Here is a 24414-nt window from a genome sequence, read left to right on the forward strand (position 1 = left end):
GCCCCGCCGCCACGTCGTACCCCCGCGCAAGCCGGACCCCGCCGACCGGCCGCCACGCCAACCCCAGCTCCCGCGCCTGATCCGCCGAGCACAGCAGCAGATCCGCCGAGCCGATCACGCTCGCCGCGGCCGTCGTCAGCGTCCCGGCGACCACAACCTGCGCGGGCAGCAGCCCGGCCGCGTCCCGCGCGCGGAACACCCGGTCGCGCACATGCGGCACGTCGTCCTCCGGCTGCACCCACACCCGGCGGCGCGCACTGGCCGACCGGCCCGCGCGCAGGGTTTCCAGGTGCACCACGGCTTCGTCCGGCTCGGCCTCGCTGGCCAGCCCGAGCGGCACCGTCCACACCCCGTCCTCCGGCGGCACCGCGACGAGCGCGGCGCGCACCTCCTGCGTTCGCACCAGTTCGGCGCGCTCGGCCGGACCGGCGACGCGGAACTCCAGGAACACCCCCACCGTCCGCGCCTGCGCCTCAAGCTCGGCCAGATCACGAGTGGTCGAAGTGTCCGGGACCGCCAGCCGCAACGGCCGTCGACGCGCGCGCTGAGCGTCGTGTTCCATCGCCTCGGCGAGCCGGACCAGGCGTTGCGCCGACGGCAGCAGATCCCGGCCGAACGGCGTGAGCCGCGCCCGCCGCGTGGACCGGTCGAACAGCCGCTCCCCCAGGTGCTTCTCGAGCGCGGCGATCCGGCGGCTCGCCACCGGCTGCGGGATCTGCGCGACCGCCGCGCCGCCGGTGAAGCTCCCCGATTCGGTCACGCTCACGAACGCCTTGCAGCAGCCGATCAAGTCCACGACCAGAGCTTATGCCAGATTCGCATCATTTCGCACAAGAGTGTCTTGGCCCGCATGAACCGGCCGGGGGCACGCTGCTGGAGAGTTGATCGACTTCGGAGGGAGAACCCCGTGTTCCGCAGGCTGACCCTGGCCACGTTCTCATTGGTCGCGCTAGCCTCATGTGCCACACCAGCAACACCGGAAGCTCCGGCGAGCGCGACCCCTTCCGCCGCGCCAGCCGCGGCCAAGACCGTCGTCCAGCCGGATTTCGCCGCGCTGGAAAAGGCTTTCGACGCCCGGCTCGGCGTCTACGCGATCGACACCGGCGACGGCCGCGAGGTCGCCTATCACGCCGACGAGCGCTTTGCCTACGCATCAACGCACAAGGTGTTCAACGCGGCAGCCATCCTGCACCGAGGGGACGACCTGAATCGGACGGTCACGATTCGGCAAAGCGATCTCGTGCCCAACTCCCCGATTACGGAGAAGCACCTCGGGGAGCAAATGCCGCTACAGAGCGTCCTCGACGCTGCGCTGCGTTACAGCGACAACACTGCGGATAACCTCATGTTCCGCGAAATCGGCGGCCCCGCCGGGCTGGCCGCGGAGGTCCGCCGGCTGGGCGATACGGTCACCCGCGTGGACCGCATCGAGCCCGCTCTCAACGAGACGAGCCCTGGTGACGTCCGGGACACGACCACCCCGCGAGTCTGGGCCAAGGACCTGCGCGCCGTCGCGCTCGACTCGGGACTCCCGGCGGACAAGCAGGCCGTGCTCGTCAAGATCATGCGCGCCAACACCACCGGCGCGAACGTGATCCGCGCCGGAGTGCCCGCGGACTGGCAGGTCGCGGACAAGACCGGGTCCGCCGACTACGCCACGCGCAACGACATCGCCGTGGTGTGGCCGCCGAACCGGGCGCCGATCGTGCTCGCCGTGCTGTCCGATCACGCGAAGAAAGACGCGAAGACCGACGACAAACTGATCGCGCAGGCCGCCGCCGCGGTCGTGAAGGCGCTGCGGTGAGCGGAATCTACCGAGTGGCCACCCACGTGCTCGCGGTGCTTTTCGTACCGGTCGCGTGGGTGGTCGCGCGGGGCCGGGCACTGCACCTCGCGTGCCAGTGGGCGCTGGGGGCCCGCTATCCGGCCGAAAACCTCGCCGGGCTCACGCCCGGCACGTACGCCGCGTTCACCGCGGCGCGCACCGAAGCCTTGTGGCGGCACGGAATCCTGCTCGGCCTGACCTCCGGCCACCGCGACGCCGCCACGCAGGCCGACCTGTTCCACGCCGAAGTGCGGCGCGCCGGTTCGCACGAACTCGCCCTGCACCTCACGCTGCCGCCCGCGCAATCGCAGCACGTGCAAGGCGTCGCGCTCGACGTGCGGCCTTACGAAGGCGCGCAGTGGCTCGAAGTCCACGGTGGACGGTTCGGCCTGTATCGCGTGTACGACAACGAATGGTGGCACTTCGAGTACCACCCGAACGGCCGCCCGCAGCGGCTGCCGCACCCCGGTTACGCCGCGACCCGCGCCGCCAGCTGACCTCGCCCGCCCGTCCATTGTGGACCAGGCCGCGAGTCACGAATATGTGACGAAAGCGGACAAGCCGTAACGAACCTCCGGACCCGGCGATAAGCGGATGTGCCCGGGGGCGTCCTGGGCCTGTCCCGAACGGAAATCGCATGATTCGCCCGGTCTCGAACCGTCTCCTCCTGCGCTACGGCACCGTCGCGGCCGCCGCCGTGCTCGTCTGCACCTCTTGCTCCGGCTCCGGCAGCAATGCCGCGCAGCCGCCCGCCGCCGCCAGCCCGGCCGCGAGTTCGCCGGCCGCGTCGTCCGCCGCCCCGCTCGACGCCGCGACCGTCGGCGAAACCGTCAAGGCCGCGATGAAGAAGGCGACCGCCGTCCACGTCAAGGGTTCGAAGAGCGACGACGGCAAGATGAAGGTCGACATGCAGTTCAACAAGGACAGCGTGAGCGGCTCGATCGAGAAGGACGGCGTCGAGGTCCCGGTGCTGCGCGTCGGCGAGAAGGTCTGGATGCGGTTCAGCAAGTCGCTGACCAAGGAGGCCGGCCTGCCCGCCGAGGCCGCCGCGATGGTGAACGACAAGTGGGTGTCGCTCGACTCCCAGCTCGGCCAGGGCATGGGCGAGGTGTTCAAGCTGTTCCTGGACTTCGACGTCTTCGTCGGTTCCATGGCCGACGACGTCGACAAGCCCGGCTACTCCGCGGGCGAACCCGCCGACGTCGCGGGCGCCCCGGCGGTGCGGTACAAGAACGGCGCCCGGACGATCTTCCTCGAGGCCGCCGGCACGCACCGCCTGCTGCGCCTCGAATCCCCGTCGGAGGGCACGATGGAGTTCACCGGCTGGGACCAGCCCGTCCCGGCCCAGGCCCCGCCCGCCGCGGAGATCTACTCCGGCCCCGGCTCCTGACCGGACGGTCTCGCGTTCCCGCGCCGTCCGGGAGCGCGAGGCCTTCGTCCACTGTGGATCCGAATCACGGATCCATGACGGCGGCGGGCAAGCCGTAACGGACGGCTGGGCCAGGCGATAAGCGGATGCGCCCGGGGGTGTCCCGGGCCTGTCCCGAACGGAAATCGCATGATTCGCCCGGTCCAGAAACGTTTCCTCCTGCGCTGCGGCGCCATCGCCGCCGCGCTCGTGTGCGCCGCTTGTTCCGGCTCCGGCGGCACTCCCGCCCAGTCGCTGGCCACCGCGGCCCCGAGTTCGCCGGTCAAGCCGTTCGACGCTCCGCCGGACGCCGCGACGGTCGGCGACACCGTCGCGAACGAGCTGGACATGGCCAGGGCCGTCCACATCAAGGGCACGAGCACCGACGGCCTCGTGGTCGACCTGCAGCTCAACCACGACAGTGCAGGCGGCTCGGTCGAGAAGGACGGCTCGCCGCTGTCGCTCGTGCGCGTCGGCGACAGGATGTGGATCAAGATCACCAACGCGCTGGCCAAGATCGCCGGACTGCCCGACGGGGCCCTGTCGAAGATGGACGGCAAGTGGTTGTCGGTGGACGCTCCGATGCTCCACGGCCGCGGCGCGGAATTGAAGAGCCTCCTGGACTGCGACGCCTTCCTCGGCGCCGCCGCCGACGACCTCGGCAAGCCCGGTTACTCCGCGGGCGAACCCGTCGACCTGGCGGGCACTCCGGCGGTGCGGTACCGCAACGGCGGCAAGACGATCTACCTCGGGCGTTTCGGAACGACCTACTCCCTGGTGCGATACGAGTCCCCGACGGACGGCACGTTGGACCTCGACCTGGGCGAGCCCGTCCCGGTCGAGGCCCCGCCCGCAGCGGAGATCTACTCCGGCCCCGGCTCCTGAAGTTCTGCCGCGGAAGCGAACGAGTGCGACACTGCCCGAGATGATCGGTCTGCTGTATCCCACTCGCGATTGCGCCGAAGACGACTTCACCGCACTGGCCGGATGCCTCGACGCCCGGCCGGGCGTGGAGTTCGCCTACGTTCCCTGGGCCCGGCGCGTCGTCGAACGGGAGAACGTCCAGACCGCCGTGCGCGAGCTGAGCGAACCGGACCGGTTGGTCGCGACGGCAGCGAAGTTCACGACGTCCCCGCGCGTCGTCAGCTGGGCGTGCACGAGCTGCAGTTTCATCGACGGCGTCGCCGTGGCCAAGACGCAAACCGACGCTCTGACGGACGCACTGGATGTCCCGGCGAGCAGCACGTCGCTGGCGTTCCTCGCCGCCGCGCACCGGCTCGGGCTGGAGCGGATCGCGCTCGCCTCGGTGTACGCGCCCGAGATCACCGACGCGTTCGCGGCGTTCCTTGCCGAGGAAGACATCGCCACGGTGCACGCCGTGTCGGCCGACGCCGGTTCGGATCGCGATCTGGCGACCTGGGACAGCGCCCAGATCCGCGACCTGGTCGATTCCGCCGCTTCTTCGGACGCCCAAGCCGTCCTGCTCCCCGAAACCGCCCTGCACACCGCGCCGCTGCTCGCCGAACTCGAGAAGCGCGCGGGAAAACCCGTGCTCACCGCGACGCAGGTGACGCTCTGGCACTGCCTCACCCTGCTCGGCCGCCCGGCCGCCGGACCCGGTCTCGGCACCCTGCTCTCCCATCCGCACTGACGTCCACTGTGGACAGATGAGTACCCTGGCCGGATCGCGGGTAGCCCTCGATCATGAGCAGCCACCTGATCGCCGTCACCGTCGACTGCCGAGACGCCGACGCCCTCGCCGAATTCTGGCGGGAGGCGCTGGGCTACCCGCGGGCCGAGCGGTGGCCGGACAGCCATGGACTCACCTACGTCGAGCTGAAAGCGCCGGACCGGCCGTCGCTGCTGTTCCAGCCGGTGCCCGAGGGGAAGACCGTCAAGAACCGGCTGCACCTGGACATCGCGCCGGACACGGTCGAGCAGCGCGACGAGGTGGCCCGCCTCGTGACGCTGGGTGCGACAGTCGTGGAAGATCCGGAAAACGACCACTGGATCGTGCTGAAAGACCCGGAAGACAACGAATTCTGCGTCCTGCCCCGGCGGTCCTGACCCGCGTCCGGACGGGGGCTACGATCTTCGCCGTGCCCGACTCTCGTGTGCCCGCGCAACCCGACCTCGGGATGCTCGCCGGGCGGTTGCTGTTCGCGGTGCAGCGGGAGCTGTTCACCGCGCTGGCCGCCGAGGGCTTCGGCGACCTGAGCCCGCGGCACGGCGCGGTGCTCGCCTACCTCGGCCCGGACGGTGCGCGCGCGACGGAACTGTCCCGGCTGTCCGGACGGCGCAAGCAGGTCATCGGCACGATGGTCGACGAACTCGAAACCCTCGGCTACGTCGAACGCCGCGCCGACCCGGCCGACCGGCGCGCGAAACTCGTCTGCCCGACCGAGCGCGGGTCGGCCATGATCGGGGCCTCGACCCGCATCCTCGCCGGAATCGAGGACCGGCACGCCCAGCGGCTCGGGCGGGGCGAGTACGCGGAGTTCAAGCGAGCGCTGGCCGAGGTCACCGACCAGCAGCGGCATTTCGCCGGGCAGTGATCACTGGCCCGGCCACCCCTGCTGCGGCGGGCCGGAGGCGGGCCATTGCCCTGGCATCGGCTGTTGCGGATACGGCTGCTGAGGTTGCTGCGGGTACGGCTGCGGCACTCCCGGAGCGCCGTACTGCTGCGGATACTGCGGCGGAACCGGAGCCGACTGCGGATACTGCTGTCCCATCGGAACCTGTCCCGGATACTGCGGCATCCCCGGAACCGGTGCCCCGTAAGGCATCCCGTACCCCACGGGCGGAGGCGTCTTCGCGGACACCGCGGGCAGCCACAGCACCACCGCCAGGACAGTGACCACTCCGAACGCGACGCTCTCTTCCCAGGAATAGACATCTACTAGCGAGACGAGCGCGCACAGCAGCTGCACCGGCGCGGCCCAGAGCAACCTCCGCCCGACCAGTTGCCGCCGCGCGAAAATCATCCCTACGCCAACCAGCACCACGATCGCCAGCAAGCCGTACAGCACCGACGCGTAAGTGGAGACACCGGCGTGTTCGCCGCCGCCCACGAGATAGGTGATCGACCAGATTCCCCCGCGTGCCGCGTAAATCTCCAGCAGCGCGAGCAGCACCGCCACCGCGATGCCGATCCCCGTCACCTTCGGCCGCCCCACCGGCTGAGTCATCCCCGGTCCCCCTCCGTCACCCTCCGGAGGGACAACTCTACCAAGCGCATCCACAGTCCACTGTGGAGCAACAGCCGGAACAACCGCCCCCGGTCCCCGCGACCGGCCCGGACGCCCTCTACGATCGGCCCGTGACCGCCTACGACGACGTCTTCGACCACCTCGACGCTTCGGCTCTGCCCGAGCGGCAGCAGCACATCCTGGCCACTATCCGGGACTGGGTGGGCCAGCACGGGTACTCGCCGAGCACGCGCGAGATCGGCGAAGCGGTCGGATTGCGGTCGACGTCGTCGGTCTCGAAGCATCTCGCCGCGCTGGAGGACAAGGGTTTCCTGCGCCGCAGCTCGACGATGTCGCGACCGATCGACGTGCGCGCCTTCCTCGGCGACGTCCCCTCGCGCGACGGCGGCGACTCCGTGCCGGTGCCGGTGGTCGGCGACATCGCGGCGGGCACGCCGATCTCCGCGCTGGAGCACGTGGACGACGTCTTGCAGCTGCCGCGCGGGCTCACCGGCCGCGGCACCGTTTTCGGGCTGCGCGTGCGCGGCGATTCGATGGTCGACGCGGCGATCTGCGACGGCGACATCGTCGTGGTGAAGCAGCAGTCCGAGGCGCATTCGGGCCAGATCGTCGCCGCGATGATCGACGAGGAGGCGACGGTGAAGGTCTACCGCCGCCGCGACGGGCACGTCTACCTCGAGCCCCGCAACCCGGCCTACGACGTGATCGACGGCGACCGGGCCGCGGTGCTCGGCGTGGTCGTCTCGGTGCTCCGCAGCATGTGAACACTCACGAGCCCCCGCCTCAGTCGACCGCCACCGGCACCCGGGTGTCGGCCAGTTCGTCCTGCTCGGCGACCAGGCCCTGCCACGGCCGCGCGATCAGCCACAGCACCAGCCCGGACACCACCAGTCCGCCGAACATCACCGTGGCCATCGCGATCGCGTTGTTGCCCAGCAGGCCAACCACCGGCGAGACCGCCGCGCCGACGCCGAACTGCACCGCGCCCAGCAGAGACGCGGCCGTCCCGGCGTTGTTCCCGTGCGCGTCGAGCGCCACCGCGGGCGCGTTCGGCAGGATCAGCCCGGCGAAGAACAGCACCGCCCACACCGGCACCGCGACGCCGAACATGCCGCCGAAGCCGGTCAGCGCGGTCACCAGCAGCACCCCGGCCGAAGCCGCCGCCGCGACGCTCGCCACGAGCAGCACCTGGTGCGGTTCAAAGCGGTTCATCAGCCGGGCGTTGACCTGCGTCGCGGCGATCAGCCACACCGCGCTCGCCCCGAACATCAGGCCGAACTGTTGCTGGTCCAGCCCGTACTGCTGCTGGAACACGAACGACCCGCCGCTGACGAACGCGAACAGCCCGGCCATCGCGAACCCGGCCACCAGCACCAGCCCGACGAACGAGCGGTCGGTGAACAGGCTCCGGTACGACCGCACGGTCGCGCGGAACCGGAACGGCTGCCGCCGCGCCAGCGGCAACGTCTCCGGCAGCGCCAGCGCCGCCGCGATCCCGCTCGCCAGCCCGATCGCGGCGAGCACCACGAACACCCCGCGCCAGTGCGTCCACGCCAGCAGCGCGCTGCCGAGCGTGGGGGCCAGCACCGGGGAAACGCCCATCACCAGGATGAGCTTGGACAGCAGTTTCGCCGCGGCGCGATCCGTATAGAGGTCGCGCACGACGGCCAGCGCCAGCACCGCGCCCGCCGAGGCGCCCAGCCCCTGCAGCACACGCGCCGCGCTCAGCAGCTCGACCGTCGGAGCCACCAGGCACAGCAGCGACGCGAGCACGTGGATCGCACTTCCCGCGACGAGCGGGATGCGCCGCCCAATCGCGTCCGAAAGCGGGCCGGCGATCAACTGGCCGAGCCCGAGCCCCAGCACCGTTCCGGTGAGGGTCAGCTGGATCGTCGACTCCGTCGTCGACAGTTCGCGGGTGATGTCCGGCAGCGCCGGCAGATACATGTCGATGGACAGCGGCCCCAGTGCCACCAGAACGCCCAGCACGAGCACCAGCTTGAGCTGGCTCCCCGTGTTCGGCGCTTCGCGTGTTTCGTTCACGCCACTCCCCTTCGTCGTGAGCACTTGAGCACCTACGAAGAAGACGGCCGAGAAATTCCGGAACCCGCGAACAGATCACACCCTGGGAATCCTGCTTGACAACCTCAGCCGAGGCCGAGGGCGAAAACGTGAAGGTCCGGATCGGCCGGGAGCGTCACCGTCGCGATCTTCTTGCCGGCCGGGATTTCCAGCGGCGAGGTCGCGTAAACCGAGGCGCCGATTCCCTGGCCGCCGGGCTGATTCCGGTGCGCGGTGCGGGCCACGAGCGTATTGCCGAACACTGGTTCGGCATTTCCTCCCGGCAACACCCAGTCACCGAACGAAAGATCGACGGTCGCCGTCGTGCCGTCGGTGAACGCGACGGTCGCGCTCCCCCGGTGGTCGCCGTTCGTGGCCGAACCGACGAAAAGCAGGTGGCTGGCTGAAGTTCCACCCAGCTCGAGCTTCTGTCCGGACGGCACCGCGTTGTCCGGACGGCCGGACGGCGCGCCGGGCCAGACGAACGTCGTGCCCGCTGCGTGTCCGGTTGATCCCGGAGCGAGACCGGCGTCCGCCAGAGCTTTCCGCGAATAGCTGTTTCCGGCACCGTCGAAATTGGCCGAACCGCCGTCGCCGTCGTCGGAAATTCCGACATTGTCGAAGGCTCCGGCCAGGCTTCCCTTCGGCGCGACCAACACAATTATCGAGGAAGAAACCGAATGTCCGGCCCCGCGCAATGTCACCGGCACTTCGTAGTAACCCGCGCGAGTTCCGGCCGCGGCGGTCACGGTCAGTTCGGTTTTCCCGCTGCCGGTGCGGTCGTCGAGCCACACCGAACGCGGGCCGGACACGGTGATCCCGGCCGGCGCCGACGTCGCGATGTTCAGCGAGCGCAGATGTCCGCCGAGCCGCTGGCCGTTCACCGCGACGGTGCCGGATGCGCCTGGCTCGACGGTGACCTGGTTGGCCACCGAGGCGACGTACGGCTCCTCACCGTCCCGATAGGACGGTGGCTGGGTGTTCGCGGCCCAGTTCCGGTCCGGCTGCGCGGACAGCGCGAAGTCGAGCCGTCCGCCGTCGCGCGCCAGATCCTGCGGCAGCGACGTCCGATCCCACCGGCGCCCGTCGAGCGCCAGGCCGTGGACGTACTGCGTGGTCGTCGACGCACCCGGCGCGCGGATGTCCAGGGTGCGGCCGCCGGGCAGCGTCAGCACCGCGCGCTCGAACAGCGGGCTGTGCACGGTGAGATCCGGAGTGCCCGGGGTCGACGGGTAGAGCCCCAGCGCGGCCCAGACGTACCAGGACGATTGCGCGCCGAGGTCGTCGTTGCCGGGCTCGCCGTCCGGCGTCGCGCTGAACAGCGTGGTCGCGATCCGGCGCACCACTTCCTGCGTCTTCCACGGCTGGCCGACGTGGTTGTACAGCCAGGGCACGCCGAAGTCGGGCTCGTTGCCCGCCCACATGTACGGCTCGTTCGGGCCGGCGTTGAGCTTCCGGAAGAACGTGTCGAGCCGCGCGGACACCGCCGCCGGGCCGCCCATCGCGGTCACCAGCCCGGCCGTGTTCTGCGGGACGAGCCAGGTGTACTGCGCGGCGTTGCCCTCGTCGAAGCCGTCCTGGCCGAAGGTGCCGGGCGCGGGCGGCTGGTACGCCGGGCCGTCCGGGAACCGGCCGTCCTGGCCGCGCGGCTGGAGGAAGCCGGTGGCCGGGTTGAACAGGTGCTGCCAGTTCTGGCCGCGTTTCGTGAAGTCGCGGGCCACGCCGCGGTCGCCGATCGCGCCCGCGAACTGCGCGATGGCGAAGTCGTCGATCGCCCATTCCAGCGTGATCGAGGCCCCGACGCGCGCGTGGTCGCCGCGGGAGGCGTCGTTGTTCGGCAGGTAGCCGCGGGCGAGATAGTCCGCGATCCCCCGGCGTTCCTGGTACGCGCCCGGCGTTTCGTCCACCGACGTCGCACCCTTGACCAGGTACTTCAGCGCGGTCTTGACGTCGAAGTCGCGCGCGCCGAAGGCGTAGAGGCTGGACAGCAGCGCGACCGAGCTGTCGCCGGTCATCTGCCCGGTGTAGCCGTTGGCCATCGGCCAGCGCGGCCACCAGCCGCCCTGGACCGCGTCGTTGGTCAGCGACTGCGCCATGTCGCTGGCTTCCTTCGGGAACAGCATGCCGTGCAACGGCGCGAGCGAACGATAAGTATCCCAGTCGGAGAAGTTGGCATATTGCGAGTGCCCGGCGGGGAGGGTGCGGACCTGGTTGTCGAAGCCGATGTAGCGGCCGTCCACGTCGTTGAACGTGTTGGGGTGCATCAAGCTGTGGTAGAGCGCGGTGTAGAACGTCTTGAGCTGCGCGGAATCCTTGCCCGCCACGCGAATCCGGCCGAGTGCGTCGCGCCAGGCGTCCTTCGTCTTCTGGCGCATCGCGGCGAAGTCCCAGTCGGACTCCATGTTCTTCTTCGCGCCCTGAACGTCCACATAGGACATGGAAACCTTCGCGTGGACCACGCCCGCGTCGCCGAAGGTCAGGTACGCCCCGGCTTTCGGCGCGTCGACCTGGTCGCTGCCCGGCTGGACGGTTTTGCCGTCCCAAGTGCCGTGCGCGGTGAACGGACGGTCAAAGGTGATGTCGTAGTAGACGGTGTACTTGTTCGCCTTTCCGCAGAAATGACCGGTCGTCGCCTGCCCGATGACCTCGCGGTCGCCGGTGATCCGCAGCCCGGCCGCGGAGTTCCCGGCGAGACTCGCTCCGCCCTTCACGAGCACCTGCGCGTTCTGGCCCGCGGGAAAGGTGAACGCCGCCAACCCCGTGCGCGTGGTCGCCGTCAGTTCCGTGCGCACGCCGGAATCGGGAAACGTGACAGCGTAATAGCCGGGCTCAGCCTGCTCACCGTCGTGAGTGAACCGTTCGACGCGGTCCCAGGGTTTCGCCCCGACATCACCGGTGACCGGCAGAATCGGAACGTCCCCGAACGCGTTGCAGCCGACCGACGCGTGATCGAGGCTGAAACCGCGGATCTTGTCGCTGTGGTACTGGTAGCCGGCGTACGACCCGTCGGTGTCCGGCGAGAACTGCATCATCCCGAACGGCGCGGCCGGTCCCGGGAAGTTGTTGATCTCTCTGACCGAGGTGCCGCCGCGCCCGGTGCCGATGAGCGGATCGACGTACGCCGCCGGATCGCCTACGAGCGGTGCCTGCGGCGCGGCCGCCGCGACCGCCCCCGCTCCGACGACCGCCGCCGTCACCAACGCTGCCACGACTGAGTACCGCACGCTGCCTCCCAGACCTCGTGTTGTCCGACCTTTCCGGCAGACGGGCGGCGAGGTCAACCGAATGACAGAGATCTGGCCGGTTTTGCGCGGACAGACATCCGACAAGTCGCCCAGCAGGCGGTCACCGGGCCAGGCGGTGCCGGACGTAGCGCCGCGCGACCTCGGTCAGGCGGGGAAAAGCGCCCCTATACGTCCACATGCCCAGGACAAGGACGGAAAATGCGGTGATTCCCTGGTCCGGGGCGTCGCGGTAAACCGGGATCCGCCGCGCCCACTCTTCGGCCTGCGCCGGAGTGTGCCCGTCCGCGACGAGCCGCAGGACCAGCGACGCCGCGTCGAGCCAAGGCGCTCCGAGGCTCGACCAGGCCCAGTCGACGACCCGGGCGCGGTCGGCTACGAGAATGTTCAGCGGATGGAGGTCGCCGTGCACAAGACTGTCTCCGCGCACCCAATCGATCCCCTGGCGCTCCCACTCCACGAGTTCGTCCAGATGCCGCCGATCCCACTGGTCCAGGTCGCTGTCGGCTTGCTTGGACAGCCGACGCCACGGGCTCGCCCAAGCCCACTGCTCAGCGGCGGACGGGAGGTCGAGCGAACAGCGCGCCAGCTCCCGCGCCATCGTGACCGCAGCGTCGGCGACCAACGGGAGATCGGGCGAGCCCGGCTCGAAGTTCGCATGCTGTCCCGCGACCTGTTCGAAGCCCAGCAAGGACCATCCGCCGGCCTCGGCTTCCCACAGAAGGCGCGGAGCGACAGACCGCGGCAGCACCGGGTTCGCCTTGGCCTCGATCTGCTGCATCCGCTCCCGCCGAGAGCCGGCCAGAACCCCCTTGACGAAGAAGCATCCTCGCTCGGCTTGAAGCGTCGCCAGAAAGTCCGAATTCCGTCCGTCGGACGGGGAAACGGAGCACGAAACCTTTCCGGTTTCCTTCTCGACCGCCCGCCGCACCGTGGCAGGAATCTCCTCCCAGGCTTGGCTGGACATCGCCTTCCCTTCGCGTCAGCACGACGCCGACGGCGGTGGATCGTCGGTGCATCCGTTCTTGCACTGCGAGCAGTTCGCGCACTTGGCGGCCGAAGTAAACCACAGCTCACGATCCACGGCGAACCCCGCTGCCTCGATCGCGGAGGTCGTGCGATTCATCATCTCGGAGAGGTGCGCATTGCCGCCCCTGGTCTCGTCATCGGGCACGTGGTGAATGAAGCCTTCCGAAATCCGCCCGCAGAAGTCCGCGTATTCACGGGTGTACAGGATGAACGTGTGCCACCCGATATCGACGATGTCGCTCGGAGCCAGCGGACAGGCAGTTCGGGCACAGGCCGCGAGGAAAGCCAGCGCCTGATCCATGATGCGCACAGAATATTCATACGAGCACGTGGTTTCTTTCGCGATCCGGTTGGCGAGACGAGAGAACAGCTCCTCAGGAACAAGCCCCTTGCCGGTGAGGTCATCGACTGCGACAGTCATGTTGTTTCCCCTCTGCTTCAAGACGACACGAGGGCGTCGCCCCTGACGTCTTTCCTGCACTCGGCCGTGACGTTACGGCGCGTCAAGCACGGGAAGTGACAAGAAACTGACAACACGAACAGAGCACTGGTCAAACGACGGCAAATTACGGAATCATGCACTCGTGGACTCTGGAATCGGCGGACGGATCGCTGCGGCCCGGAAGCTGGCCGGGCTGACACAGCATGCCCTGGCGCGCAAAATCAGCTATAGCAAGAGCATGCTCTCGAAGGTGGAACGCGAGGAGGAAACCCCGACACCCGAGTTCCTCGGCCGAGTGGCGGGAGCCCTCGGGGTCCGCGTCGAGAGGTTGGCCTGGAACAGATTCGGGTGGCAGCGGGAAGACGACGGCCTCGCGAACCAGCTGCTGCCTGTCCGTACCGCGTTGGATCTGCTTGATCTCCCGCCTGACTCGTCGATCGCGCCGCGCCCGCTCGCGGTGCTCCGGGCCGACGTCCGACACCTCAATCAACTCGCGCAGGCCGCGCAGTACGAGCCGATGATCGCGCTCCTGCCTTCGCTGGTCGCCGAGCTGCACATCGCCGCCGAGAGCGCTGCCGGGCAGGACCGGCACGAAGCGTGGGCGCTCCTCGCTCTGACGACTCGCTGCGGTCATTCGGCGGGGATCGCCGTCGGAGACAACACACTGTCCGTGAACGCCCTCAGCAAAATGGATTGGGCCGCGCGGCAGTCCGGGGACCGGGCCCCTGGGCTCCGCGCGGCCCGGGAGTACCTGCGGGTGACCGCATATCTTCGAGACGAGGACCACGAGGCGTGCTGGCGACTGAACAAGGCAGGTGCGGCGCACCTCGACGGCGCGGACGACGCTCCCGGCTCGCTGGTGGCCCGAGGACAACTCCACCTCGGTGCTTCGGTGATTTCAGCTCGTACCGGCGACCGCGACGCCATGAGGGGTCACCTCGAGGAAGCGGCGCAGATCGCCGCGGTGACGGGGGAAGAACCGGAAACCTTCTGGTTCGGCTTCGGACCCGCGAACGTGCAGGTCCACCGCGTTGTCACCTTCGGGACCGTCGGCGAGCACGGCCGTGCCGTCGAAGCCGGTCGAGGACTGCAGTTCCCGACCGGGTGGCTCCCTACCCGGATCGGACATCACCATCTGGACATGGCCCGCGCGTACCGCTGGCTGAATCAACCGGAGAAGGCGCTGCAACAGTTGCAACGCGCACGCATGGTCGCGCCGGGCCAAGCCCGCAGGCACCCGATGTGCCGCGAAACAGTCTCGGCGCTCGTCCGTTCCGCACAACGGCAATCGGAGACGCTGACGGACTATGCCGCGTGGCTCGGTTTGAAACTCTGACACCTCCGATTTCTCGATACCCTCGACGCCATGGCGAACGGCTTCGATTCAGCGATGCAGATGATGCGCAGCCGCGATCCGCAACGCACCGAGGACGGCTTCGGCTGGTTACACGACCGCGCGGCCGAGCACCTCTACCTGCGTCGATCGAGCAGTTCGAGAACGAACACGAGGACCGCGACCTGCGCAGCTGGCTACTCGAACTGATCGGCGAGGCCAAATCCCCCGCCGCGTCGCCGGTACTCGCCGTCCAGCTCAGCAGCCAGGACGAGATGCTCCGCGACTCGGCGATCACCGGGCTGCCCGCGCCTCGACACCCGCGAGGCACGAACGGCGCTCTGGCGCGCCCGCGCCAACGGCACGATCTCCTGGAATCGCGAAAAGCGGGCTAACGTTGTCGGACATGACAGAACCCGCAACCCGGGACGTCGAGGGCTACGAGGTCGGCTCCAGCGTCTCCGTCATCCGCGAATACGCCACCGAGCCCGGAACCGGGCCTCGCCTGCACCGGCATCCCTACCGGGAAACCTTCGTCATCCAGCGCGGGCGCGCGTTGTTCACCATCGGTGACGAGCAGCGCGAGGGCGTCGCCGGGGAGGTGCTCGTCGCGCCGCCGGACACGCCGCACAAGTTCGTTTCCCTCGGTCCCGAACCGTACGAGGCGGTGCACATCCACGAGAACGACCGGTTTGTCACCGAGTGGCTGGAGTGAGGTCAAGCCGCATTTGTACGTCCCGTGTATCCCGTTCGGCGATGCTCGGCCCGGACCGATCAGGACCGGGAGGACACGGATGCTCAGGAAACTCGCAGTGCTCACCGCCGGGGCCGCGGCGGCGGCTACGGTCGCCGTCGCCGCTCCGGGAGTAGCCGCGGCGCTGCCGGCGGCGAACATGGAGGCCGTGCTGCTGGCGGCCCAGATCGACCCGCAGCGCGCCGACAGCACGCAGACGCCGGGCGCGCACGACAGCGTCCTGCTGGTCGAGAAGGCGTTGCAGGGCAAGGGGCTGCTGGATGCCAAGTACGTCGACGGCTACTTCGGCACCACCACGATCGACGCCTACTCGAAGTACCAGAAGTCCCTCGGCTACACCGGGATCGACGCTTCCGGCCTGCCGGGCAAGACATCGCTGGAGAAGCTCGGCGCTGGTCAGTACAGCGTGTCCAATGTGGTATCCGCGGGCAGCCACGTGACATACCACGGCGTCACGTTGAACACGCGCACCAAGGCGATGCTTCAAGCAGCGGAGAAGCTGTTCGGCAAGGACGTCGGCCTCACCCAGGGTTCGTACAACCCGGGCGGCGTCGGCGCGTCGGCCGGAACGCACGACGGCGGCGGCGCTTTCGACGTGTCGGTGGCGGACATGTCCTCGGCCACCCGCACCGAATTCGCCAAGGATCTCCGGAAAGTCGGGTTCGCGGCCTGGGTGCGCACACCCTCGCAGGGCGACTGGGGCTACCACATCCACGCGGTCGCGGTGAACGATCCCGACCTGTCCTCGGGCGCGCAGCACCAGGTCGGAGCCTATTACCTCGGGCAGAACGGTCTCGCCAACCATGGCAAGGACGACGGCCCCGCGGTCAACCCGAAGCTGACCTGGGAGCAGTACCAGCGCGGCTGACTCACCCGGCTGCCGCATTCGCTGGCGCGAGTGCGGCAGCCCGTGGTTTTCTGGTGGCATGGCGGGAAAAACATTTCGGTTCGGGGTCGTCGCGGCAGCACAGCAGGGCGGCGCGAAATGGCGCGAAACCGCGCGCCGCGCCGAGGATCTCGGCTATTCGACCCTGCTGTCGCCGGACAATCTCCACCTCCCGACCCCGACCGCGGCGCTGGCCGTCGCGGCGGCGGTGACGACCGAACTGCGGGTCGGGACGTTCGTCTTCGCCAGCCCGCTGCGCACGCCACGCGCGGCCGCCTGGGAGGCGCACAGCCTCAGCGTGCTCACCGACCGCCGGTTCGAGATGGGGATCGGCACCGGAATCCCGCCGATGCGCGAGGCCGCCGCCGAGCTGGGCCTGCCGTACGGCACCGGCCCGGAGCGGCTGGCCCAGGTGTCGGACACGATCTCGCACCTGCGCCGCCTCGACGGCGACGCGCACACGCCGGTGATGGTCGCCGCGGGCGGCCCGAAAGCCCGCCGCCTGGCGGGTGAACGGGCAGACATCGTCACCCTCGCCCACGACATCCTCGCGAGCCGTGCCGAGACCGCGGGGTACGCCGCCGAGATCCGCGCCGCGGCCGGCGGACGGGAGGTCGAACTGGCGATGAACATTTTCGTCGTCGGCGAGGAGATCCCGCCGTGGATCCGCGGCTTCATCGGGCACGACCTCGAAACCCTCGTCGAACACGACTCCCTCACCCTGCTGCGCGGCGGCCCGGCCGCGATGGCCGAGGAACTGCAGCGGCGGCGCGAGGAACTCGGGGTGTCGTACTACAGCGTGAACGGCGCTTTCCTCGAAGACTTCGCCCCGGTGGTCGCGCGGCTCAGCGGGCGCTGATCGACGCGTCGGGAATAGCCGCGCCCACCGGTGAATTGCACCGAGAGTGAAAGCTGTGACCTACCGCCAGTTCGGCGGCCCGGAAGTGCTGACGTTGTCCGAACTCGCCGTGCCCGAGCCAGGGCCGGGCGAGGTGCGCGTGCGGATCGCCGTGTCCGCGGTGAACCCGACCGACTGGAAGGCGCGTTCCGGCTCCCGCTTCGGCGCGGAGGCGGAATTGTCCGTGCCCAACCAGGACGGGGCCGGCGTCGTGGACGCGATCGGCACCGGGGTGGACGGATTCTCCCTGGGCGACCGAGTGTGGCTGCTGCTGGCCGCCGCGCACTCGCCGACGTCGGGGACCGCGCAGGAGTACACCGTGCTTCCGGCGGACCGGCTCGTCCCGCTCCCCGACGGGGTCGGTTTCGACGAGGGCGCCGCCTTCGCGATCCCGGCCCTCACCGCGCACCGCGCGCTCACCGTCGCGGAGGACGGACCGCAACGGCTGGCACCGAATGCGTTGGCCGGCAAGACTGTTCTGGTCAGCGGCGGCGCGGGCGCGGTCGGCAACGCCGCGATCCAGCTGGCCCGCTGGGCCGGGGCGACGGTGATCGCCACGGTCAGCACCGAGGACAAGGCGGCCCTCGCGCGCGCCGCCGGTGCGCAGCATGTCGTGCGGTACACCGAAGGCGTCGTCGCCGCGGCGATCCGGGAAATCGCGCCGGACGGGGTCGACATGATCGTGGAGGTCGCCGCCGGGGTGAACGCTCCCCTGCACGCCGCGGTGCTCCGCCCGCGCGGGGTGGTCGCGGTTTACGGCGACGACCGCGGCACCGGAACCGTGACTGTCGACTTTGGACAGAACGTTTTCCTCAACAGCCGCTACCAGTTCCTGGTGCTCTACACCGTCGGATTCGACCGCCTGCGCGCCGGCGCGGAAGACCTGAACGCCGCTCTGGTCGACGGCGGTCTCCGGCTCGGCCCCGATCATGGCCTGCCGGTGCACCGGTTCCCGCTGGCGGAAACCGCTCGCGCGCACGAGGCGTCGGAGAAGGGCATCACCGGGAAGGTGCTGATCGACGTCAGCTGAGCACCGGCTCGACCCCGGTCAGTTCCACGCTCGCCGCCCACAACCGGGCGGCGGCTTCGGGGTCCGCGTACGGCCCGCGCACCGACTCCGGCCGGGGCCGACCCTTGAGACCGAACAGGCGCGGACCCCAGATCTGACCACTGTGGACATCCGGACCGACCGCCGCCCGCACCGCTGGCCGCGCGCCGCCGTCCTTGCCCTGCAAGGCGATTCGCGCGAGGCTCAGCTTTTGCTCGGTGCTCCGCACGTGCAACGGCGGCCGGTCCGGAGTCAGACTGTCCAACGCTCCGCCAGGATGCGCTACGACGCTGAGCTTGCTGCTGCCCGCCGCCTTCAGCCGTCGATCCAACTCCAGGGCGAACAGCGTCTGCGCGAGTTTCGACCTTTCGTACGCGGTCTTCGGCTGATAGTCGCGCGTACTCTGCAGATCCTCGAAATCGAGCTTCGCTGACTTCGCCGCGAAACTACCGGTCGTCACGATCCTCGCCCCCGGCTTCAACCGGTCCATAAGCGCCGCGGTGAGCGCGAAATGCCCGAGATGATTGACCCCGAACGTCATCTCGTGCCCGTCCTCGGTCTCCCGTCGTTCCGGCCCCTCGAGATACACCCCCGCGTTCAGCACGACCGCGTCGAGTTCCCCGACCTCGATCCCCTTCACCGAGGCCAGGTCGGCAAGGTCGAGCCGCGCCCACGACGCCCGCGCCCCCGGCACCCTCTCGCGGAGGACCTTCAACGCGACCTCCGCCTTCGCCGCGTCCCGGCTGCCGAGCACCACCTCCGCCCCCGCCTCGGCCAGCTGCTCCGCGACGAAATAGCCGATCCCAGCGTTGCCCCCGGTCACCAGCACTGTCATGACACCCTCCTAAAACTGAAGTGATTCTAACTTTAAACCCACTTCAGATTTAGGTACAGTGGGGGTCGTGGTCAACACCGGACGGCGCGAACGCCGCAAGCTCGAAACCCGGCGCAGGCTGGACGAGGTCGCGCTGCGGCTGTTCCTGAAACACGGCTACGACGGGGTGACCGTCGCGCAGATCGCCGAAGAGGCCGACATCTCCGTCGCGACGCTCTTCGCCCACGTCCCGGACGGCAAAGACGCCCTGATCTTCGACGACGGCTCAGAACGCCGAGCCGGAATCGTCGCCGCGGTCCGCGATCGGGACGGGCCGATTCTCGCCGCCCTGCACCGATTCTTCGCCGCGCGCGGCCCGTACTCGACGGACATCCCGCCGGAACACGCGCCGAAACGCGACCTGATCGTGCAGACGCCCGCACTGCGCGAGTACGCGCGGAGGCTGTGGCATTCCTGCGAACCCGACCTGACGGCCGCGCTGGCCGAGGAAAACGACCTGTCACCGGATGATCCAGCGGTGCGGGCGTTGGCGCGGTTCGTGCTGGAAATCCCGGATCTCACTGGCACCGCGCCGGATCCCGCCGCGGCGCTGGCGTCGGTGTTCGCGCTGCTGGAATCCGGATGGCCGCCGCGGTAACGAAAGGTCCGTGAGGGGAACCCTGAGGGAATCAGAGTCCCTCAGGGTTCCCCTCACGGACAGCGAACCCCACACCCGCAGCGCAGCGCGGGAGAGGGTGCTGCGCGATGGCAAGGACGTCGTGCGCGCGGGCTATCCCCGAGCCATTTCAGCGGTGTGCGCGGGGATATAGCGCTCGCCCGTCACCTGGTCGCTCAGCGGGTCCAGCGCGGCCAGCGCCTCGGCGTCCAGGGTGAGTTCCAGCGCGGCCGCGTTCTGCTCCAGCCGGGCCGGGCTGCGGGTGCCCGGAATGGCCGCCACCGCCACCCCGAGCCGCTCGGCCTGCGCGTACACCCAGGCCAGCGCGACCTGGGCCGGAGTGACACCCAGCCGGTCGGCCACCTCGCGCACGGTCTGCGCGATCTTCTCGTTGGCCTCGCCCGCCTCCCCGGCGAAGCGGGGATTGGTGCGCCGGAAGTCCTTCTCTCCCAACGCGGAGCGGTCCAGAGCACCGGTCAGGAACCCCCGCCCCAACGGCGAGTACGGCACCAGCCCGACCCCCAGCTCGGCCATCACCGGGGTGACCGCCTCGACGTCGCGGGTCCACAGCGAGTACTCGCTCTGTACCGCGGCGATCGGGTGCACTGCGTGCGCCCGGCGCAGCAGCTCGCCATCGACCTCGGATAGGCCCAGGTGGCGAACCTTGCCCGCCTCGACCAGTTCGGCCATCGCCCCGACGGTCTCCTCGATCTCCACGTCCTGGGGCGGACGGTGGGCGTAGTACAGATCGATCACCTCGACGCCCAGCCGCAGCAGCGAGGCGTCGCAGGCGCGCAGCACGTAGTCCCGGGCGCCGCGGATGCGGCGTGCCCCGTCGCCGCCGCTGCGGTCGAGACCGAATTTGGTGGCCAGCTGCACCTGGTCGCGACGGCCGTGGACGGCCCGGCCCACCAGCACCTCGTTGTGCCCGGTGCCGTAGGCGTCGGCGGTGTCCAGGAAAGTGACGCCCAGCTCCAGGGCGCGGCCGATGGTGGCCAGGCCGCCGTCCCAGTCGGCGGCACCGTAGCTCTCGCTCATCCCCATGCACCCCAGGCCCATCGCGCTGACGGTGAGACCGGACGAGCCGAGCGTGGTTCGGGTGATCATGCGCGGATACTCCTCCTGCCCGGCGGACCGGGCGGTACCTCGAAGGCTGACGAACCCCGCCGACGCTATGGCCTGGAGCGCGCTCAAGGTCAAGCCGGAGAACCAGTCCGCGCCGTCACGACCCGAGCGGCCCTGCCGCCGCTTTCCGTTCCCACGCTCCTCAGCAGGCAGCGCTGATCGCGCGCACCTCGGCGAGCACCTGCCGAACCAACGAACCGAATTCCTCGCCGCCGCTAGTGCCGATCCATTGGTCGTGGGCGATCTCCCAGGCGAGCGCGCCCAGTTTCGCGGCCACCCGTGCGGTCCGGTCCGGGACGCCGCGGCGTTCGAGCGCCTCGATCATCGAATCGGCTAGGCCGATCCGTTTCCGCGCCTCGCGTTCCCGTAGTTCCGGATTGGCGTCCAGCACGGCTTGACGCCGGGCACTGAACTCGCGACGGCTCGCAGTGAAGACCTCCTGGCCGAGCACGTCCAGTGCGTGCGCCACCGCCTCGAGCGGCTCGGACTCGGGCGGCGCCGCGGTGATCGCCTCGACGAGCAGGCCGGTCAACGCGCTCTCGCCGAAAAGCACCTCGCGCTTGTCCGGGAAGTACCGGAAGAACGTGCTCTTGGTCAGGCCCGCGCGCTCCGCGATCTCGATCACGGTCGTGTTCTCGTAGCCGCGTTCCTCGAACAGGTCGAGGGCCGCGGCGGCGAGCCGCCCTGGTGCGTCGGGTTGCCAGCGAGCCATGGGAGAAGTCTACGGGACTTGGTCCCGTCATTCGGGTACGGTTGATGAGACCAAGTCCCGTCACTGGCCCGAGGAGAAGAGACCGATGAGCAAAGCTGTCCGTTACCGGCGATTCGGCGGCATCGAAGCACTCGAACTGGAGGAGGTGCCCGAGCCGCACGCCGCACCGGACGAGGTGCGCGTCCGGGTCACCGCTGCCGGGTTGAATCCGATGGATTGGCAGATCGCCGCTCAACCCGAGATGGCGGCGCGGTTCGGCATCTCCCTGCCCGCCGGGTTCGGCAGCGACTTCGCCGGAGTGGTCGACGAGGCAGGAGCCGAAGCTGCCGGATTCGCTGTGGGCGACCGGGTTTACGGGGGCGCGATCGGGCGTTCCGTCGCCGATTTCGTGGTGGTCAAGACCCCCGCCGCGACGCTGTGGCGCACTCCGGAGGGCATCAGCGACGAGGTGGCGAGCACGCTTCCGGTGGCCGGCCTGACCGCCTCCGCCGCGCTCGCCGCGATCGGGCTTCGCGGCGGGGACACCGTCCTGATCGGCGGGGCGGCGGGCGGAGTGGGCATCTTCGCGGTGCAACTGGCGAAGCTGGCGGGCGCCCGGGTGCTCGGCACCGCCTCCGAGCGGACGTTCGGCTTCCTGCGCGAACTGGGAGCCGAACCCGTGGCGTACGGCCCGGGCCTTCCGGATCGAGTACGGGCTTTGGCACCCGAAGGAATCACCGCGGCGACCGACCTGTTCGGCAGGGAGACGGCCGAGACCGCGCTCGAACTCGGCGTGCCGCCCGAGCGGATCTCCACCGTCGCCGACGGCCCCGCCATTCCGGGCGTGCGCGCGACGGGTGCGTTCGACGCGAAGCCAGGCACCCTCGAACGGATCACGGACGCGATCCGTTCCGGCAAGCTCACCGTGCCGATCGCGGCGACTTTCCCGGTCGAAGAGATCCGCGAAGCCGTGACTTTGCAGGCCGAACGACACGTTCACGGCAAGATCGTGGTCGCGCTGTAAAGGAGCGCTGAATCCGGAACTCAGGTCCGCCGCTGCGGAACCCGAACCGCTTCGCCCGCCACGGAATCCGCGGCGCGGCCTCGCCTCGCCCGGCCCAAACCGTTGCGGCAGACGCCGGAAACCTCGTTCCTCCCAACGGACCTGCCGCTTCCCCGAACCGGACCCGGTCCCGTACCGCTGCGGTTACCACATCCGGAAGAGCGGGCGGAACCTGACTTTCGCAGGTATCGCCGAGACTCCGGTCACCGGTATACCTGACACCGGTCCAGGAAAGGTCTGGACCACTCTGCGGACGGGTCATGGTGCCCGAACGGACGTCGCCGTCCGCCCGAGTCGTCCTATGTGGAGGCATCATGCACCGGCTGGACGCGGCACAGGATTACGCGCTCGGTTTGTTCCGCATCGTCGTCGGGTTCCTTTTCGCCTGCCACGGCGTGAAATCGCTGTTCGGAGTGCTCGGCGCGCACGGCGCGGCTCCGGTGGGCTCGTGGCCGGGCTGGTGGGCCGCGCTCATCCAGCTCGTCGCGGGCGCACTCGTCCTGCTGGGAGTCGCCACCCGGATCGCGGCATTGGTCGGTTCCGGGTCGATGGCGTACGCCTACTTCTCCGTCCATGTGGCGCAAGGGCTTTTCCCCATCGAGAACGGCGGCGAAGCGGCCGTGATGTTCTGCTGGGCGCTGCTGCTGATCGCGTTCACCGGCCCCGGCCGGTTCGCGCTCAGCGGGGCGCTCACGGCACTGCGGCCGCGCGAGTCGCGCATCGGAGCGGTCCCGCACGCCTGAACGGACAACCGTCTATCCCCGGGTCGACCCGCGCACCACCAGCTCGTACTCCGCCGGCCCGGGGACAGGCGGCTCAATCCCTTCGACCCGATCGGCCAGCACCGCGACCGCGGTACGCGCGAGGTGCACCGGCCGCAGATCGACCGCGGTGATCGGCGGAACGCACGACCGGGTGTGCTCGGAATCGGAATCCGAACCGCAGGCGATGCGCACGTCGCCAGGCACCTCGATGCCCCTCGCCCGTGCCGCGGCCAGCACCCCGGCCGCGTGCCGCCCGGTCTGGCAGTACACCGCGTCCGGCGGCGAAGCCAGGTCGAACAGTTCCTCTCCCGCCTCGCGGCCGCCCGCCTCCCCCGCGACTTCCGCGCGGCGCACCGCCAGCGGCTGCTGTCCGCGAGCGCGAACCCAGTCCAGATAAGCCGTTTCGGCGTCCAGGTTCCACTCGTTGCGATCGGTGCCCAGCACCGCCGCGACCCGAGTCCCGCCTGACGCGGCCAGATGGTCGAGCACGTCGGCGACGATCCGCGCGGTGCCCAGGTCGAGGTAGTCCGGCGACGCGGGCCGCGCCGGATCCCGCCCGACGCCGAGGAACGGCACGCATTCGCAGTCCAGCATCGTGATCAGCGGATCGTTCTCGACCGGTTCGGTGATCAGGAAGCCGTCGCAGGCCAGCCCGACCGCGGGCGCGTCGGCCCGCGTCGGGTCCGGCACCAGCATCAGCCCGTACCCGCGTTCCACCGCGGCCAGCGCGGCCGATCCGGCGAACCGCAGGAAGTAGTCGACGCCCTCCAGGAACGCGGTGTCCGACGGGTCGAGCGGCCGCACCACCAGCCCGAGCACTCCGAGCCTGCTGGACCGCAAGCCGCGCGCGACCGTGTCCGGCCGGTAGCCCAGCTCGCGCGCCGCCTCCCGCACCCGCTCCGCGGTCTCGGCCGCGACCGTCCCGTTGCCGCTGAAGGCATGCGACACCGTCGTCGGCGAAACCCCGGCGCGCCGGGCGACGTCCTTGATGGTCGCCCGCGTTCTTTTCCCGGCCATGGCGCAGCAGCCTAACCTCGCCCAAATCGTTTTGGAACCCGCTCCGGCGAGAGCATTGCCCAAATCGATTTGGGTCCTTACCGTGGCCCGAGTCGCGTCCCCGGCCCGGAGGTTCGCCATGACCGCTCC

At 69.7% G+C, this 24414-nt stretch carries 27 protein-coding genes; 17 read left to right on the top strand and 10 right to left on the bottom strand.

The genetic code is table 11. From position 1 onward, the window contains the following. Positions 1-802 (bottom strand): LysR family transcriptional regulator (locus D0D37_RS39100; RefSeq protein ID WP_162834704.1); only part of this gene is annotated, 802 nt, incomplete at its 3' end. Positions 803-907: 105 nt separating this feature from the next. Here D0D37_RS39100 and bla point away from each other — a divergent pair. The 7 genes from bla to D0D37_RS39135 all read left to right on the top strand — a co-directional run bounded on the left by bla (position 908) and on the right by D0D37_RS39135 (position 5788). Beyond that, positions 908-1804 carry a class A beta-lactamase gene (gene bla / locus D0D37_RS39105; protein WP_116205620.1) on the top strand — a complete coding sequence of 299 codons (897 nt, stop codon included), beginning with the start codon at positions 908-910 and terminating at the stop codon, positions 1802-1804. After that, entirely contained in the window at positions 1801-2322 is a 522-nt protein-coding gene (locus tag D0D37_RS39110) for a D-alanyl-D-alanine carboxypeptidase family protein (RefSeq protein ID WP_116205621.1), read from the top strand. Before bla ends, D0D37_RS39110 begins: the two co-directional genes overlap by 4 nt. A gap of 140 nt (positions 2323-2462) precedes the next feature. After that, positions 2463-3215, top strand: a complete 753-nt coding sequence (locus D0D37_RS39115; RefSeq protein WP_162834702.1) for a hypothetical protein — start codon at positions 2463-2465, stop codon at positions 3213-3215. A 168-nt stretch (positions 3216-3383) separates the two neighbouring features. Next, entirely contained in the window at positions 3384-4118 is a 735-nt protein-coding gene (locus D0D37_RS39120) for a hypothetical protein (protein WP_116205623.1), read from the top strand. 40 nt (positions 4119-4158) lie between these two features. Next, positions 4159-4884 carry a maleate cis-trans isomerase family protein gene (locus tag D0D37_RS39125; RefSeq protein WP_116205624.1) on the top strand — a complete coding sequence of 242 codons (726 nt, stop codon included), beginning with the start codon at positions 4159-4161 and terminating at the stop codon, positions 4882-4884. 53 nt (positions 4885-4937) lie between these two features. Beyond that, positions 4938-5300 (top strand): VOC family protein, encoded by a 363-nt coding sequence (locus D0D37_RS39130; RefSeq protein WP_116205625.1) that lies wholly within the window; start codon positions 4938-4940, stop codon positions 5298-5300. 32 nt (positions 5301-5332) lie between these two features. After that, positions 5333-5788: a MarR family winged helix-turn-helix transcriptional regulator gene (locus D0D37_RS39135; protein WP_244223834.1), complete on the top strand. Its 456-nt coding sequence runs from the start codon at positions 5333-5335 to the stop codon at positions 5786-5788. Here D0D37_RS39135 and D0D37_RS39140 read toward each other — a convergent pair whose 3' ends face one another. Further along, positions 5789-6421 (bottom strand): hypothetical protein, encoded by a 633-nt coding sequence (locus D0D37_RS39140; RefSeq protein ID WP_116205627.1) that lies wholly within the window; start codon positions 6419-6421, stop codon positions 5789-5791. A gap of 131 nt (positions 6422-6552) precedes the next feature. Between D0D37_RS39140 and lexA the strand changes: the two genes are divergently transcribed. Further along, on the top strand, positions 6553-7206 hold the full coding sequence (gene lexA / locus D0D37_RS39145; RefSeq protein WP_116205642.1) for a transcriptional repressor LexA: 654 nt from the start codon (positions 6553-6555) through the stop codon (positions 7204-7206). A 19-nt stretch (positions 7207-7225) separates the two neighbouring features. Here the strand turns inward: lexA and D0D37_RS39150 are convergent, their stop codons facing one another. From D0D37_RS39150 to D0D37_RS39165, 4 genes are all read right to left on the bottom strand, one after another. Next, positions 7226-8485 (bottom strand): Bcr/CflA family multidrug efflux MFS transporter, encoded by a 1260-nt coding sequence (locus D0D37_RS39150; RefSeq protein ID WP_208720409.1) that lies wholly within the window; start codon positions 8483-8485, stop codon positions 7226-7228. Positions 8486-8589: 104 nt separating this feature from the next. Next, positions 8590-11727: a GH92 family glycosyl hydrolase gene (locus D0D37_RS39155; RefSeq protein WP_244223835.1), complete on the bottom strand. Its 3138-nt coding sequence runs from the start codon at positions 11725-11727 to the stop codon at positions 8590-8592. 121 nt (positions 11728-11848) lie between these two features. Next, entirely contained in the window at positions 11849-12712 is an 864-nt protein-coding gene (locus tag D0D37_RS39160) for a phosphotransferase (protein WP_244223836.1), read from the bottom strand. 15 nt (positions 12713-12727) lie between these two features. Further along, positions 12728-13195, bottom strand: coding sequence for a glycine-rich domain-containing protein (locus D0D37_RS39165; RefSeq protein WP_116205629.1), 468 nt, complete (start codon positions 13193-13195; stop codon positions 12728-12730). Between the two features lie 163 nt (positions 13196-13358). Between D0D37_RS39165 and D0D37_RS39170 the strand changes: the two genes are divergently transcribed. The 6 genes from D0D37_RS39170 (at position 13359) to D0D37_RS39195 (ending at position 18117) form a co-directional block, all read left to right on the top strand. Next, positions 13359-14552, top strand: a complete 1194-nt coding sequence (locus D0D37_RS39170) for a helix-turn-helix domain-containing protein (RefSeq protein WP_162834703.1) — start codon at positions 13359-13361, stop codon at positions 14550-14552. A gap of 30 nt (positions 14553-14582) precedes the next feature. Next, a complete protein-coding gene (locus D0D37_RS47620; RefSeq protein ID WP_208720411.1) occupies positions 14583-14759 on the top strand; it encodes a hypothetical protein in 177 nt (58 codons plus the stop codon). Between the two features lie 196 nt (positions 14760-14955). Further along, a complete protein-coding gene (locus tag D0D37_RS39180; protein ID WP_116205631.1) occupies positions 14956-15264 on the top strand; it encodes a cupin domain-containing protein in 309 nt (102 codons plus the stop codon). A gap of 79 nt (positions 15265-15343) precedes the next feature. Continuing rightward, positions 15344-16171: a peptidoglycan-binding protein gene (locus D0D37_RS39185; RefSeq protein WP_116205632.1), complete on the top strand. Its 828-nt coding sequence runs from the start codon at positions 15344-15346 to the stop codon at positions 16169-16171. A 58-nt stretch (positions 16172-16229) separates the two neighbouring features. After that, the gene (locus tag D0D37_RS39190) at positions 16230-17048 is read left to right on the top strand and encodes an LLM class flavin-dependent oxidoreductase (RefSeq protein ID WP_116205633.1); all 819 of its coding nucleotides are present in this window, start codon (positions 16230-16232) and stop codon (positions 17046-17048) included. Between the two features lie 46 nt (positions 17049-17094). Beyond that, a complete protein-coding gene (locus D0D37_RS39195) occupies positions 17095-18117 on the top strand; it encodes an NADPH:quinone reductase (RefSeq protein ID WP_116205634.1) in 1023 nt (340 codons plus the stop codon). Here the strand turns inward: D0D37_RS39195 and D0D37_RS39200 are convergent. Continuing rightward, on the bottom strand, positions 18110-18970 hold the full coding sequence (locus tag D0D37_RS39200) for an SDR family NAD(P)-dependent oxidoreductase (protein WP_116205635.1): 861 nt from the start codon (positions 18968-18970) through the stop codon (positions 18110-18112). The genes D0D37_RS39195 and D0D37_RS39200 overlap by 8 nt on opposite strands. Positions 18971-19037: 67 nt before the next feature. On the opposite strand from D0D37_RS39200, the gene D0D37_RS39205 reads away from it, so the two are divergent. After that, positions 19038-19607: a TetR/AcrR family transcriptional regulator gene (locus D0D37_RS39205; protein ID WP_208720413.1), complete on the top strand. Its 570-nt coding sequence runs from the start codon at positions 19038-19040 to the stop codon at positions 19605-19607. Positions 19608-19739: 132 nt separating this feature from the next. On the opposite strand, the gene D0D37_RS39210 is transcribed toward D0D37_RS39205, so the two are convergent. After that, a complete protein-coding gene (locus tag D0D37_RS39210) occupies positions 19740-20732 on the bottom strand; it encodes an aldo/keto reductase (RefSeq protein ID WP_116205637.1) in 993 nt (330 codons plus the stop codon). Between the two features lie 160 nt (positions 20733-20892). Next, a complete protein-coding gene (locus D0D37_RS39215; RefSeq protein WP_116205638.1) occupies positions 20893-21462 on the bottom strand; it encodes a TetR/AcrR family transcriptional regulator in 570 nt (189 codons plus the stop codon). An 85-nt stretch (positions 21463-21547) separates the two neighbouring features. On the opposite strand from D0D37_RS39215, the gene D0D37_RS39220 reads away from it, so the two are divergent. Both D0D37_RS39220 and D0D37_RS39225 read left to right on the top strand, forming a co-directional pair. Then, entirely contained in the window at positions 21548-22465 is a 918-nt protein-coding gene (locus tag D0D37_RS39220) for an NADP-dependent oxidoreductase (RefSeq protein ID WP_116205639.1), read from the top strand. A gap of 353 nt (positions 22466-22818) precedes the next feature. Then, complete coding sequence (locus D0D37_RS39225) at positions 22819-23247, top strand: DoxX family protein (protein ID WP_116205640.1); 429 nt, start codon at positions 22819-22821, stop codon at positions 23245-23247. Positions 23248-23259: 12 nt separating this feature from the next. On the opposite strand, the gene D0D37_RS39230 is transcribed toward D0D37_RS39225, so the two are convergent. Next, positions 23260-24285: a LacI family DNA-binding transcriptional regulator gene (locus D0D37_RS39230; protein WP_116205641.1), complete on the bottom strand. Its 1026-nt coding sequence runs from the start codon at positions 24283-24285 to the stop codon at positions 23260-23262. Positions 24286-24414: the final 129 nt, after the last annotated feature.

This window comes from Amycolatopsis circi (assembly GCF_003385235.1).
Classification (GTDB): domain Bacteria; phylum Actinomycetota; class Actinomycetes; order Mycobacteriales; family Pseudonocardiaceae; genus Amycolatopsis; species Amycolatopsis circi.

Excerpts from the sequence above, each read along its gene's own strand:
- D0D37_RS39190 (WP_116205633.1), top strand. The coding sequence starts at position 16,230 with ATGGCGGGAAAAACATTTCGGTTCGGGGTCGTCGCGGCAGCACAGCAG.
- D0D37_RS39115 (WP_162834702.1), top strand. The coding sequence starts at position 2,463 with ATGATTCGCCCGGTCTCGAACCGTCTCCTCCTGCGCTACGGCACCGTC.
- D0D37_RS39215 (WP_116205638.1), bottom strand. The coding sequence starts at position 21,462 with ATGGCTCGCTGGCAACCCGACGCACCAGGGCGGCTCGCCGCCGCGGCC.
- D0D37_RS39220 (WP_116205639.1), top strand. The coding sequence starts at position 21,548 with ATGAGCAAAGCTGTCCGTTACCGGCGATTCGGCGGCATCGAAGCACTC.
- D0D37_RS39160 (WP_244223836.1), bottom strand. The coding sequence starts at position 12,712 with ATGTCCAGCCAAGCCTGGGAGGAGATTCCTGCCACGGTGCGGCGGGCG.
- D0D37_RS39130 (WP_116205625.1), top strand. The coding sequence starts at position 4,938 with ATGAGCAGCCACCTGATCGCCGTCACCGTCGACTGCCGAGACGCCGAC.
- D0D37_RS39165 (WP_116205629.1), bottom strand. The coding sequence starts at position 13,195 with ATGACTGTCGCAGTCGATGACCTCACCGGCAAGGGGCTTGTTCCTGAG.
- D0D37_RS39120 (WP_116205623.1), top strand. The coding sequence starts at position 3,384 with ATGATTCGCCCGGTCCAGAAACGTTTCCTCCTGCGCTGCGGCGCCATC.
- D0D37_RS39225 (WP_116205640.1), top strand. The coding sequence starts at position 22,819 with ATGCACCGGCTGGACGCGGCACAGGATTACGCGCTCGGTTTGTTCCGC.
- D0D37_RS39140 (WP_116205627.1), bottom strand. The coding sequence starts at position 6,421 with ATGACTCAGCCGGTGGGGCGGCCGAAGGTGACGGGGATCGGCATCGCG.
- D0D37_RS39125 (WP_116205624.1), top strand. The coding sequence starts at position 4,159 with ATGATCGGTCTGCTGTATCCCACTCGCGATTGCGCCGAAGACGACTTC.
- D0D37_RS39185 (WP_116205632.1), top strand. The coding sequence starts at position 15,344 with ATGCTCAGGAAACTCGCAGTGCTCACCGCCGGGGCCGCGGCGGCGGCT.
- D0D37_RS39180 (WP_116205631.1), top strand. The coding sequence starts at position 14,956 with ATGACAGAACCCGCAACCCGGGACGTCGAGGGCTACGAGGTCGGCTCC.
- D0D37_RS47620 (WP_208720411.1), top strand. The coding sequence starts at position 14,583 with ATGGCGAACGGCTTCGATTCAGCGATGCAGATGATGCGCAGCCGCGAT.
- D0D37_RS39200 (WP_116205635.1), bottom strand. The coding sequence starts at position 18,970 with ATGACAGTGCTGGTGACCGGGGGCAACGCTGGGATCGGCTATTTCGTC.
- D0D37_RS39230 (WP_116205641.1), bottom strand. The coding sequence starts at position 24,285 with ATGGCCGGGAAAAGAACGCGGGCGACCATCAAGGACGTCGCCCGGCGC.
- D0D37_RS39210 (WP_116205637.1), bottom strand. The coding sequence starts at position 20,732 with ATGATCACCCGAACCACGCTCGGCTCGTCCGGTCTCACCGTCAGCGCG.